Annotated in this window: 5 protein-coding genes and 3 pseudogenes; 3 read left to right on the forward strand and 5 right to left on the reverse strand. The window is 70.7% G+C overall.

The genetic code is table 11. The features are described 5' to 3' along the window. Positions 1 to 16 precede the first annotated feature (16 nt). The 3 pseudogenes from AB0D27_RS03585 to AB0D27_RS03595 form a co-directional block, all read right to left on the reverse strand. Positions 17 to 2,334: pseudogene (locus AB0D27_RS03585) on the reverse strand (glycoside hydrolase family 2 TIM barrel-domain containing protein); the annotation flags it as partial. After that, a pseudogene (locus tag AB0D27_RS03590) lies at positions 2,331 to 3,370 on the reverse strand (substrate-binding domain-containing protein); the annotation flags it as partial. The pseudogenes AB0D27_RS03590 and AB0D27_RS03585, both read right to left, overlap by 4 nt. 41 nt (positions 3,371 to 3,411) lie before the next feature. Next, a pseudogene (locus tag AB0D27_RS03595) lies at positions 3,412 to 4,418 on the reverse strand (carbohydrate kinase family protein). 126 nt (positions 4,419 to 4,544) lie between these two features. On the opposite strand from AB0D27_RS03595, the gene AB0D27_RS03600 reads away from it, so the two are divergent. Genes AB0D27_RS03600 through AB0D27_RS03610 form a run of 3 tightly spaced genes read left to right on the forward strand, consistent with a single transcriptional unit; the run spans position 4,545 to position 9,722 of the window. Continuing rightward, entirely contained in the window at positions 4,545 to 5,312 is a 768-nt protein-coding gene (locus AB0D27_RS03600) for a DeoR/GlpR family DNA-binding transcription regulator (RefSeq protein WP_362501583.1), read from the forward strand. Then, on the forward strand, positions 5,309 to 6,646 hold the full coding sequence (locus tag AB0D27_RS03605; RefSeq protein WP_362501585.1) for a 6-phospho-beta-glucosidase: 1,338 nt from the start codon (positions 5,309 to 5,311) through the stop codon (positions 6,644 to 6,646). The genes AB0D27_RS03600 and AB0D27_RS03605 overlap by 4 nt, the downstream gene beginning before the upstream one ends. 25 nt (positions 6,647 to 6,671) lie before the next feature. Continuing rightward, positions 6,672 to 9,722, forward strand: a complete 3,051-nt coding sequence (locus tag AB0D27_RS03610) for a glycoside hydrolase family 38 C-terminal domain-containing protein (protein ID WP_362501587.1) — start codon at positions 6,672 to 6,674, stop codon at positions 9,720 to 9,722. Between the two features lie 250 nt (positions 9,723 to 9,972). Here the strand turns inward: AB0D27_RS03610 and AB0D27_RS03615 are convergent, their stop codons facing one another. Together AB0D27_RS03615 and AB0D27_RS03620 are read right to left on the reverse strand one after the other, a co-directional pair. Next, positions 9,973 to 10,974, reverse strand: coding sequence for a D-cysteine desulfhydrase family protein (locus AB0D27_RS03615; RefSeq protein ID WP_362501589.1), 1,002 nt, complete (start codon positions 10,972 to 10,974; stop codon positions 9,973 to 9,975). Positions 10,975 to 11,071: 97 nt separating this feature from the next. Beyond that, entirely contained in the window at positions 11,072 to 12,760 is a 1,689-nt protein-coding gene (locus tag AB0D27_RS03620; RefSeq protein ID WP_362501591.1) for a carbohydrate binding domain-containing protein, read from the reverse strand. Between the last annotated feature and the right edge of the window lie 35 nt (positions 12,761 to 12,795).

Raw genomic sequence — 12,795 nt, forward strand, 5'->3', positions numbered from 1 at the left:
TGGGGTGCGAGTGAGGTCAGAGCACGCGCAGGGTCCGGTACCAGTGGTGGGTGCCCGGCGCGATGAGGTACTCGGGTGAGGTGTCGGGGCCGCAGGACGCGGTGCCCAGGCCCCGGTGCGCGGCGTCGATGTGCACGACACAGCCGGGCCGCGGCACCAGCTCGTCATGGTGGGTGGCGGCGGCCAGGTCCTCGGCCCGGTACCGGGTCACGGACACCTGGCGCGGTTCGTCCAGCGCGACCGAGAGGCCCGTCGCGTCGGGCGCCGACAGCGTGAAGTGCCGTACGGCGTGGCGTCCGCCACTTTCCTGCGGGCGCAGATACGGGGTGAACAACTCGTCGACGGCGACGGAGTGGTGCCCCACGGGCGCGCCGCTGCCGCGGTCCGGATACGACTCCCAGGGGCCCTGCCCGTACCACTCCAGGACATCCAGCCCGGGGACGGTCTCGAATGCACATCCCACCCGCGCCACATCGTCGAGCCCGTCCGGCAGCTCGGCCGACTCCTCGACCCGCACCCCGCCCGCGACGCGCGTGACAACCTGCTGGTGGCGCACGACGCCCGCCCAGGTGTCGTACTCGGCCAGCACAGTGACGCGTCCGTCCTCCCGCCGCACCCCGACGACCTTGCGTACGAGCGTGTCGAGCCCCCAGGCCCGCCAGCGCTCCGCCATGCCGCCCAGTTCGTCGTTGTCGGTCGGGGCGCGCCACAGTGAGAGCACCGGTGAGGCGGTGAGCAGGGGGTGGACGAGGAGCCCCTCCTCGTCGACCTCTACGGGCGGGCCGTCCGCGGTCATCGGAGCCACGGAAGCGGACCGCAGCTGGACCTGCGGCACGCACACCTCCGTGCCGCGCGGCGCCCACGCCTCGTCGTCGGCCGTCGTCACGCGCAGCGTCAGCCATGCCTCGCCGCCGTCCTCGGGCAGGTCGAAGGGGAGCGGCAGGGAGGCCGACTGGCCCGGTCGTACGTCGGGCAGCTCGGCCGGAGCCGTCAGAGTGCCGCCGTCCGCGAGGGACAGCGCCCACTCGGCGGCCAGCCACTCCAGGCCGCGGAAGTGCTGGCGGTTGGCGACCCCGAGCTCGCCGCCGCGTAGGACAGCCGTACCGGCGCCGCGATCTCCCGGTGCTCGTACATCACCGGCTTCGGCGTGCGGTCGGGGAAGACGATCCCGTCGGCGATGAACGCGCCGTCGTGGATCGTCTCGCCGAAGTCCCCGCCGTACGCCCAGCGGTGGCCCGGCGCCGCGACACCGTTGTCATACAGCCCGGCGCCACCGCGCCCGGCCGGTCTTCCGTCGTTCACGCGTTGCAGAATGCCGTGGTCCCAGAACTCCCAGATGAAACCGTCCTGCAGCCCCGGGGCTGACTCGATGGCGGCCCAGTGGTCGGCGAGCGTGCCGTTGCTGTTGCCCATGGCGTGTGAGTACTCGCACTGGATGAGCGGTTTGGTCTGCGTGCCGGAAAGGGCGTGCGCGACACAGTCCTCGATGGGCGCGTACATGGGGCAGGCGATGTCGGAGGCGACGGTCTGATCGGCCCAGTCGAGCTTGGCCGCGCCCTCGTACTGGAGGGGCCGGGTCGGGTCGTGGCGGCGGACCCATCCCGCCGCCGCGTCGTGGTTCGCGCCGTAGTCGGACTCGTTGCCCAGAGACCAGATGACGACCGACGGATGATTCATGTCCCGTAGCACCATCCGCGAGACCCGGTCCACGAAGGCGGCCGTGTAACGCGGATCGTCGGCGATCTCGTGAGCGTGGTCGTGCGCCTCGATGTTCGCCTCGTCGACGACGTAGAAGCCGAGCTCGTCGGCGAGATCGAGCAGCCCGGGGTCATTGGGGTAGTGCGCGGTGCGAATGGCGTTGAACCCGAACCGCTTCAGCAGCTCCAGGTCCGCCCGCATCTCCGCGTACGACACGGTCCGTCCCGTCAGCGGATGGAAGTCGTGTCGGTTGACGCCCCGGATGTAGATCCGCTCACCGTTGAGGAGCAGGTCCCGGCCGCGGATCTCGACCTCGCGGAAGCCGACGCGGTGGTGCGAGGCGTCGGCAACCGAGCCGTCGGCGCGGTGCAGTCGTACGGTCAGGTCGTACAGGTCGGGCGTCTCTGCCGTCCAGGGGCGGACATCGCGTACGACGGTGCCCAGCCGTGCCTCGCCGAGGAAGTCGGAGACGCGGCCGTCCTCCTCGTTGAAGCGGTCGAACTCCGTGTCGTGGACGAGGAGTTGGCCGTCCAGCTCTCCGGTGACGTACCAACCGGGAGGCAGGGCGCCCGCCGTGTGCCGCACCCGGCAGTCCACCCGCAGTTCGCCGTCGAGCCGTGCGCCCACCCTCACGTCGCGGGGGTCGACGGGAAGAGCACCGAGTCGACGAAGCCCTGGGCCTGGTTGCCCGCGTCGAGCATCCAGGTGATCATCTCGAAGGCCTTCTCCGGCTCCCGGCACGCCTTGGTGATCGCCAGGAACGAGCCGCCGATGTTGGAAGGGCCGCCCGGACAGCTCGCCACCCGCCACTTGCCCTTGGTCTTCGGCGTGTTGAGCTTGATGTCGCCGGCCGCCCAGGAGGCGTTCAGCTGGCTGGGCAGCAGGCCCCGCTCGGTGGCCGATATGTTGTCGGGCGTCCCGTTGACGATCTTCGAGACCAGTCCGCGACGGGTGGCCTCGACCGCGCGGTCCCAGGCGGTGCGCACATGCTCCTGGTCCCCGATGAAGTGCCGGTCCTTGTCGACGAACCGCTTGGTCGACTGGTTGACCGAGATGCCGTAGATGCTGAGGGCGTCGGTCAGGATGAACGCGCCGGGGAGGCGCTTCTTGAGCTGCTCACCGGCCGCGATGAACTTCTCCCAGGTGTCCAGCTCCTTGGAGACGTCGCCCGGCTCGTGCGGCAGTCCGGCCTTCTCGAAGACGGCCGGCTGGTAGTAGTGCGCGACCGGCCCGCAGTCGATGGGGAAGCCCACCATCGAGCCGTCCTCGGCGATGCCCTCGTCCCACTTCCAGGGCAGTACTGGTCCTTGAGCTTGTCGGCGCCGAGTGTGCGCAGGTCCACGAACTGGTCGGAGTTCGGCAGGTACGAGGCCATGTCCTCGCCCTTGAGCCCGGCGATGTCCGGGATGTGGGCGCGTCCGGTCATCGTGGTCATCAGCTTCGAGCGGTAGTAGCCGCCGATCTGAATGGCCTGGAGGTTCACCGCGTTGTCGTAGCGGGCCCTGGCGTCCTGGGCGACCTTCGGGCTCAGCCCGCCGCTCCAGTACCACAGGACCATGTTCCGGCCGGTGGAACCGGTCGGAACGGCACAGCCGGTCGCCAGGCCGCCGAGCGCCGTGGCGGCCGAACCGGCCAGGCCCGCGCGTAGCAGGCCTCTTCGTGAGAGCCGCACAGCTCCCACCGCCTTTCGGATCTTTGAGTTCGGGGTGCGGATCATTGGGGGGTGACGGGTGCGTAGCGGACGGGCGGGCCGGGGTCCGCCGGAAGGCGGTCGGCCAGGAAGCCGTACGCGCCGCGCAGTTCGGGATCCTCGAGGGAGTGCCACCACCGGTGGACGCCGTACCAGCCGGGTGCAGCGAGGGCGCCGCCGTGCCGCTGTACGGAGAGCCCGGCGGCCAGGACCGCGAAGCGCAGCCGCTCCTGAAGCGGCCAGCCGCCGAGCGAGGCCGCGACGAAGCTCGCGCCGAAGACGTCCCCGGCGCCCGTCGCGTCCAGGACATCGATGTCCAGGGCGGGCACATCGGCGTACTCGCCGGTCGTCTGGTCCACGGCGACCGCGCCGTCGCCGCCGCGCGTGACGACCGCGACCGGCACCAGTTCGCAGAGCGTCCCGAGCGCGGCGAGCGCGCTGTCGGTGCGCGTGTACGCCATCGCCTCGGTCTCGTTGGGGAGGAAGGCGTGGCACAGGGAGAGCTGGTCCAGGAGGTCGGTGGACCACTGCTGGGTGGGGTCCCAGCCGACGTCGGCGTAGATCTGGGTGCCGTTCGCGGCGGCTTTGGCGAGCCAGGCGCGCGGTTCGGCCTCGATGTGTACGAGGGCGGTTCGTGCGGCGGGCGGGTCGCCCATCAGAACGTCCTGCGAGTAGGGGGTTCTTGGCCGTGGGTGACCAGGGCGCGGTCCTGACCGTACGCCAGCGAGACGGTGACGGGGGTGTGCCAGCCGTTCGCGGTACGGGAGAGCGAGAGGTCGATGCCCTCCTGGCCGGCAAGGACGCTGCGGCAGTACGAGCCGTAGGCGTCGTCGCCGAACACCGTGGCCAGGGAGGTGCGCAGACCGTAGCGGGAGGCCGCGACGGCCAGGTTGGCGATGCCGCCGGGGCTCACGCCCATGCCCTCGGTACAGATCTCCTGGCCCGGCGTCGGCGGCTTGCCCAGTCCGGTCAGGACGAGGTCGTAGAAGAGCAGCCCGGTCAGCAGGACATCGGGCCGTTCGTCGCCCACGGGCTCTTCCTCTCGTCAAAAGTCTGCAAGCGGTGCACAGGATCGTGCGCGCCTCGGAGGAATTTGGCAAGGGTCGAGCAGAACTGAGCATAGAAATGATTGAGAATGACGAGTAGTGTTCATGGCGTGCTGGCAGAGCGACGACATCAACTCATCCTGCGGGCCCTGCGCTCCGGCGGGCCCGCGGCCGTGACCGATCTCTCCGAACAACTGGGCGTGAGCCCGGCCACGGTCCGCCGTGACCTGCTGAAACTCGAGGAGGAGGGCCTGCTGACGCGGGTGCACGGCGGCGCCGTCGTGGACGAGGGCGACCAGCCCTTCGCCGAGGTCGCCGAGGTCCGCGTGCCCGAGAAGGACGCCATAGCCGCGCAGGCCGCGTCGATGATCCAGGACGGCCAGTCCGTGCTGCTGGACATCGGCACCACCGCCTACCGGCTGGCCAGACAGCTGCACGGCCGCCGGATCACCGTGATCACCAGCAATCTCGTCGTCTACGAGGAGCTGGTGGACGACGAGGACATCGAGCTGGTGCTGCTCGGCGGCATGGTCCGCCGCGAGTACCGCTCCCTCGTCGGCTTCCTCACCGAGGACAATCTGCGCCAGCTGCACGCCGACTGGCTCTTCCTCGGCACCAGCGGCGTCCGGCCCGGCGGGCAGGTGATGGACACGACGGTGGTCGAGGTGCCGGTCAAGCGCGCCATGATCAAGGCCGGGGAGCGGGTGGTCCTGCTCGCCGACCGGGCCAAGTTCCCGGGGACGGGCATGGCGAGGGTCTGCGGTCCCGAGGAGCTGGACGTGGTGGTGACCGACGCGCCGGTGGACGCGGTGACGCGTTCCGCGCTGGACGAGGCGGGCGTGCAGGTGGTCGTGACAGGAAAGGTGGAGACGGCGTGAGGCTGACCATTCTGGGCGGCGGCGGATTCCGCGTACCGCTTGTGTACGGGGCGCTCCTCGGGGACCGCGCCGAGGGCCGCGTCACCCGGGTGGTGCTGCACGACCTGGACGCCGGACGGCTCTCCGCCGTGGCCCGCGTGCTGGCCGAGCAGGCGGCGGGCGTCCCCGACGCGCCCGAGGTGACCGTCACCACCGACCTCGACGAGGCGCTGCGCGGCGCCGACTTCGTCTTCTCCGCGATCCGCGTCGGCGGCCTGCAGGGACGCGCGAACGACGAGCGCGTGGCACTCGAGGAAGGCGTGCTGGGCCAGGAGACCGTCGGCGCCGGCGGTATCGCCTACGGCCTGCGCACGGTCCCCGTCGCCGTCGACATCGCCCAGCGCGTGGCCCGCCTCGCCCCCGACGCCTGGGTCATCAACTTCACCAACCCCGCGGGTCTGGTCACCGAGGCCATGTCCCGCCATCTCGGCGACCGCGTGATCGGCATCTGTGACTCACCGGTCGGCCTCGGCCGCCGTATCGCCAAGGTGCTCGGCGCGAACCCGCGCGAGGCGTGGATCGACTACGTCGGCCTCAACCACCTCGGCTGGGTGCGCGGCCTGCGCGTCGCGGGCCGCGACGAACTCCCCCGCCTGCTCGCCGACCCCGAGCTGCTCGGCTCCTTCGAGGAGGGCAAGCTCTTCGGCCCGGAGTGGCTCCAGTCCCTGGGCGCCGTCCCGAACGAGTACCTGCACTACTACTACTTCAACCGGGAAGCCGTCCGCGCCTACCAGGAGGCCGAGAAGACCCGCGGCGCCTTCCTGCGCGACCAACAGGCGCGGTTCTACGAGGAGATGAAGCGCCCGGACGCCGAGGCCCTGACCGCCTGGGACCGTACCCGCGCCGAGCGCGAGGCCACGTACATGGCGGAGAACCGGGACGCGGCCGGCGCGGGCGAACGCGACGCGGACGACCTCTCCGGCGGCTACGAGAAGGTCGCGCTCGCGCTGATGCGGGCCATCGCCCGCGACGAGCGCACCACTCTGATCCTCAACGTCCGCAACCGCGGCACGCTGAGCGTGCTCGACGCGGAGGCCGTCATCGAGGTGCCCTGTCTGGTCGACGCCAACGGCGCGCATCCCGTCGCCGTCGATCCACTGCCGGACCACGCCACCGGACTGGTGTGCGCGGTCAAGGCGGTGGAACGGGAAGTCCTGTCCGCGGCCGAGTCGGGCTCCCACGCGACCGCGGTGAAGGCCTTCGCCCTGCACCCGCTCGTGGACTCCGTAGACGTGGCCCGCCGACTGGTCGACGGCTACACGGCCGTACACCCCGGCCTTGGTTACCTGAAGTAGAGACCGATCGAGGAGACGTACGGCCATGCATGACGAACGCCGCCGCATCGAGGAGCGCGTCGAGCGCGTCCACCGCCAGCGCATCAAGCCGGCGATTTACGCCGCGTCCGTGCCCTTCGACGTCGAGGCCTGGCAGGCGCCCGGTGAACCGGTCGCGTTCGAGGAGGCCGCGGCCGCCTCGTACGAGCCGTTCGCCATGGACACCCCGTGGGGTCCGCCGTGGGGGACCACCTGGTTCAGGATGCGCGGACAGGTCCCGGCCGAGTGGGCGGGCAAGCGCGTCGAGGCCGTCATCGATCTCGGCTTCACCGGCGACTGGCCCGGCAACCAGGCCGAGGCACTCGTCCACCGCGCGGACGGCACGCCGCTGAAGGCGGTCAATCCGCTCAATCAGTACGTGCCGATCGGCAACCCGGCGACCGGCGGCGAGCACATCGACTACCTGGTCGAGGCGGCCTCCAACCCGGACATCCTCGCCCATGACTTCGCGCGCCCGACGCCGCTGGGTGATGTACTGACGGCCGGTGACACGCCGCTCTACACCTTCCGCCGCGCCGACATCGCCGTCCTGGACGAGGAGGTGTGGCACCTCGCTCTGGACATCGAGGTGCTGCGCGAACTGATGGTGGAGCTGGCGGAGCACGATCCCCGGCGCCACGAGATCATGCACGCGCTGGACCGGGCGCTCGACCAGCTGGACCTGGACGACATCTCCGGTTCGGCGGCGGACGTGCGAGCCGCGCTGAAGCCGGTGCTGTCCAAGCCCGCGCACGCCAGCGCCCACACCCTCTCCGGCGTCGGCCACGCCCACATCGACTCCGCCTGGCTGTGGCCGATCCGCGAGACCAAGCGCAAGACCTCCCGCACCTTCTCCAACGTCACCGCGCTCGCCGACGAGTACGAGGAGTTCATCTTCGCCTGCTCGCAGGCCCAGCAGTACGAGTGGGTGCGCGACAACTACCCGCAGGTCTGGGCGCGTATCCAGCAGTCGGTGAAGAAGGGCCAGTGGGCGCCGGTCGGCGGCATGTGGGTCGAGGCCGACGGCAACCTGCCCGGCGGTGAGGCGCTCGCCCGCCAGCTCGTCCACGGCAAGCGGTTCTTCATCGAGCACTTCGGCATCGAGACCAAGGGCGTATGGCTGCCGGACTCCTTCGGCTACAACGCGGCCTACCCGCAGCTCGCCAAGCTCGCCGGCAACGATTGGTTCCTGACCCAGAAGCTCTCCTGGAACCAGACCAACAAACTGCCCCACCACACCTTCTGGTGGGAGGGCATCGACGGCACCCGCATCTTCACCCACTTCCCGCCCGTCGACACCTACAACGCCCGCTTCAGCGGCGTCGAGATGGCCCGTGCCGTGCGCAACTACGCCGACAAGGGCCGGGGAACGCGCTCACTGGCACCCTTCGGCTGGGGCGACGGCGGTGGCGGTCCCACCCGCGAGATCATGGAACGGGCCCGCCGCCTCGCCGACTTGGAAGGCTCGGCGAAGGTCGTCGTCGAACACCCCGACGCCTTCTTCGCCGCCGCCCGCGAGGAGTATCCGGACGCCCCTGTCTGGGTCGGCGAGCTCTACCTCGAGCTGCACCGCGCCACCTACACCTCCCAGGCCCGCACCAAGCAGGGCAACCGCCGCAGCGAACACCGGCTCCGTGAGGCCGAGTTGTGGGCCACGACGGCCGCCCTGAACGCGCCGGGCGGCTACACCTACCCGTACGAGAAGCTCGACCGCCTGTGGAAGACGGTCCTGCTCCACCAGTTCCACGACATCCTGCCGGGCTCGTCGATCGCGTGGGTGCACCGGGAGGCGGAGGCCGAGTACGCGCGGGTGGCGGAGGAGCTGGAGGAGATCACCGCAGCCGCGGTGTCCGCTCTGGGCAGCGGCGGATCCCGCGCTTTCAACACGAGTCCCTACGACCGAGCCGAGGTGGTCCGTACCTCGGCGGGTGTCCCGGTGTACGTGGAAGTGCCGGCGGGCGGAAGCGCTCCGCTCGCGGTCGCCGAGCCCCCTCGCCCCGTGACGGTCACCGGCCGGGTCCTCCAAAACGGCCTTGTGCGGGTCGAGTTGGCCGAAGACGGCACCCTCACCTCCGTCCGCGACCTCACAGCCGACCGCGAAGTCCTCGCCGACAAGGGCAACTTGCTCCGCCTGCACAGCGACCTGCCCAACTACTGGGACGCCTGGGACATCGACAAGCACTACAAGAACCGCTACACGGACCTGCTCGACGCCGAGTCGGTCACGGTCGTCGAGCAGGACCCGCTGCTCGGAGCGATCCGGGTGGAGCGAGCCTTCGGAAAGGGCTCGCGCATCACGCAAACGATCACCGTCCGCGCCGGCAGCCCCCGTATCGACATCGAGACGGAGATCGACTGGCACGAGGCAGAGAAGATCCTCAAGGCCGCCTTCCCGGTGGACGTCAGGGCCCCGCACTCCTCCGCCGAGATCCAGTTCGGCCACGTCCAGCGCCCCACCCACACCAACACCAGCTGGGAGGCGGCCCGCTTCGAGGTGTACGGCCACCGCTGGGTGCACATCGGCGAACCGGGCTACGGCGTCGCGGTCATCAACGACTCGACGTACGGCCACGACGTCTCCCGCACGGTCCGCGAGGACGGAGGTACGACGACGACCATCGGGCTCTCCCTGGTACGGGCCCCGCGCGTGCCCGACCCGGAGGCCGACCAGGGCAGGCACCGCTTCACGTACTCCCTCCTGCCGGGGGCGAGCATCGAGGACGCGGTCGCGGAGGGCTACGCCCTCAACCTGCCCCTGAGGGTGGCCGACGCGCACGGCCCGGCCGAACCCGTCGTCTGCGTCGACGGCGAGGGCGTGACCATCGAGGCCGTCAAGCTCGCCGACGACACCTCCGGCGATGTCGTCGTACGCCTCTACGAGTCCCGGGGCGGCCGCGCCACCGGCACCCTGCGTACCGCCTTCCCGCTCGCCGGGGCTCAGCTGACCGACCTCCTGGAACGCCCCCTGGCGGAGGCGGACACGGACGCAGACGCGGTGCCTCTCGCGCTGCGGCCCTTCGAGGTGCAGACGCTGCGCCTGGCCGTGAAGAAGAGGTGACCGCGCTTCCCACCAAGAATTGAGGAAGCGATAAGAGGCCAGGTCACGGCGGGTTCGGCGCCCGCCGTGACCTCGGCACGGTCTCCTGCGGGACTTCTGGAGTTCGCCGTTCCCCTGACGGCAGGGGCGGTCCGTCGTCGCGGCGGGCCCTGGACGGCGACTGGAGCGACACCATTCAAGTCGGCGGTCCAGCGCGCCCGCCGCGCCGACCCGAGGGTCGAACTGCCGCCCAAGCTCAGGGAGTTGGCTCTTACGTAGGGGTAGCCGGAGGCCTGAGGAGCTCGGCCTCCGCCCGCCCGAGCGTCGCGGGATGGCCGAAGAGTCCGGGCAGACCGCCGGTGTGCACAAAGACGGTGCGCTGCCCCCGTGTGATGTCGCCGCCCTCGACGGCCGCGACCAGCCCCGCCATCGCGCGCCCGGTGTAGACCGGGTCGAGCACGATGCCCTCGGTGCGCGCGGCCAGGGTCAGGGCGCTCATCACCGGCTCAGTGAGCGTGCCATATCCGTCGCCGACCTGGTCGAGACGCAGCCGCAGCGACTGTGGCGCGCACGCGGTGCCGGACAGTTCGGACGTCAGGTCGGCCACGGTGCGGGCCGGGTCGGGGACGGCGCCGACGTGCACGCCCAGGACGCGCGCGGCGCCGAGGTGCGCGACGAGCCCGGCCATCGTGCCGCCCGAGCCGAGCGCGACGACGACGGTCCCCAGGTCCGGTGACTGTTCGAGGAGTTCCCGCGCGCACTCGACATAGCCGCGGGCGCCGAGCGCGCTGGACCCGCCGAAGGGGATCAGCGCCGGGACCTCGCCCCGCGCCCGCACCTCCTCGGCCACCTCCTGAGCCCGGGAGCCGAGCTTCTCGCGGTCGTCCGCCCAGACGACGGTGGCGCCGAAGAGCCCGTCGAGCGCGAGGTTGCCGGAGGCCGACGAGCCGGGGGTCCCCGCGAGCACGAGGACGACGCGGAGCCCGAGCCGGGCGCCCGCCGCGGCGGTCAGCCGCGCGTGGTTGCTCTGCGGCGCGCCGGTGGTCACCAGAACGGTCGCGCCCTCGGCCAGCGCCGCGCCGCACGTCCACTCCAGCTTGCGGATCTTGTTGCCGCCACCGCCCAGACCGGTGAGGTCGTCGCGCTTCACCCACAGGTCGTCGGCGTCCAGGCCGAGGGCGCGGGCCAGCCGGGGAGCGGGTTCGAGCGGGGTGGGCCAGCCGGCCAGGCGGGCGCGCGGCGGGGTGCCGTCCTCGGAGCGTGTGGTGGTCACCGCGGGCCTTTCTGCTGACGCCGGTCTCGCGGGGAGCGTAACGCGATGGGCCGCCCGGACGTCCCGGACGACCCACCGCACTGTCCCGCCGCCGTACTCAGCCCGTGAAGCCGGCTGTGATGGAGGTGAACTGCCAGTTGTTCTGGCTGATGCCGGAGCAGTTGCTCACCACGCCGCCGCCCGGGCAGGGCCGGTCACGGTTGACCGACCAGAAGGCGAGCCGGGCGATGTGGTGGGAGTTCGCCCAGTCGCGGATCTGGGTCCAGATCGCCGGGGTGGTGTTCTCCTGCTGGTCGGACAGACCGTTCATGCCGGAGATGCCGATGTGGGAGTAGGCCGTGGCGTCGTCCCAGCCGAAGGTCGACTTCAGCTTGGTCTTCAGCCCGTCGGCCGCGTTGACCGTGTTGCCGTACATGTCGGAGCCGCCGCCGAAGTCGAACGGCATGATCGTGAAGACGTCGATGTTGGCGTTGAGCGACTGCGCCTGCTCGATGAGACGGTTGCCGTAGTAGGTCGGGCCGGTCGTCGAGGTGCCGAAGGTGACGATCGTCTTCAGGCCGGGGTTGTTGGCCTTGACGGTCTTCAGCGCGGTCAGGATCTTCGCCTGGACGGCCTCGTTCTCGAACTCGTCCGTGTTCTCGATGTCCATGTCGATCGCCTTGAGGCCGTAGGCGTCGATCACCTTCTGCAGGGCGCCGGCGAGCGCGCTCGCCGAGGAGCAGTTGGCGCCGAGCTTGCTGCCCTGCCAGCCACCGAACGACGGCACGATGTCACCGCCGGCCGAGCGGATCTGGTTGATGGCGGTCTGGTCGGCGCCGCCGGCCAGAGGTCGGCTGCCGTCCCAGGCCGGGGTGCAGCCGCCGGAGTCCAGTACGAACGCCATCGTGAACCACTTGACGCCCGTCGCGCTCATCACCGTGCTCGGACTCGGGGGGTCGCCCCAGCCCTCGTACAGGTACGGTGCCGCCTGCTTGAAGCCGGTGCCGCCGCCGCTGCCCGCGTCCGTGGTGACACTCACGGAGTTGGAGGCCGCCGAGGTGTTCCCGGCCGCGTCCCGCGCCTTGACGGTGAACGTGTAGGCGGTGCTCGCCGACAGACCGCTGACCGTCGCGCTCGTCCCCGAGACACTCAGCACCTGGTTCGAACCGCTGTAGATGTCGTACGCGGTGACGCCGACGTTGTCGCTCGACGCGCCCCACGACAGCGACACGCTGGAGGAAGTCTTGCCGGTGGAGGTCAGGTTCGTCGGCGCGGTCGGCGCCTGGGTGTCGGAACCGCCGCCGCCGCCCGGCCCGTCCAGGCTGATGTCGTCGGCGTAGTAGGTGCCCTGCGCGTACCAGCCGTGCACATAGATCTTGGCGCTGGTCTGCGAGGCACTGGTCGTGAAGGACACCTTGAGCTGGCTGTACGCCGACGGGGACGTCGTCCAGTTCGAAGCACCGCCGTCCACGCCCAGGTACACATAGCTGCCGCGCACCCAGCCCGAGAGGCTGTACGTGGTGTTCGGCAGGACCGAGACGGTCTGGCTGCACTGGGCGTTGTCGCTCGAACTCACCGCGCCAGCAAGGGCCTTGGCGCCGCCGTGCACGGGGCTGGAGACGATCGAGCCGAGGTTTCCGGTGCAGGACCAGGGGGAGAGACTGCCCGTTTCGAAGCCGGGGTTGGACAGGATGTTGGCCGCCTGGGCGGTGCCGGGGAGGGCTACCGCCCCGGCCAGGGCCAGGGCGGCGGTGCCGAGCAGAGCGAAGAAGCGATGTCTGGAACGTCTGAGATGTGTGATGCGCACGCGATCTCCCTGGAGAAATGGGGGTGTTCGGGAGT

Source organism: Streptomyces sp. NPDC048415 (assembly GCF_040651675.1).
Taxonomy (GTDB): Bacteria; Actinomycetota; Actinomycetes; order Streptomycetales; family Streptomycetaceae; genus Streptomyces.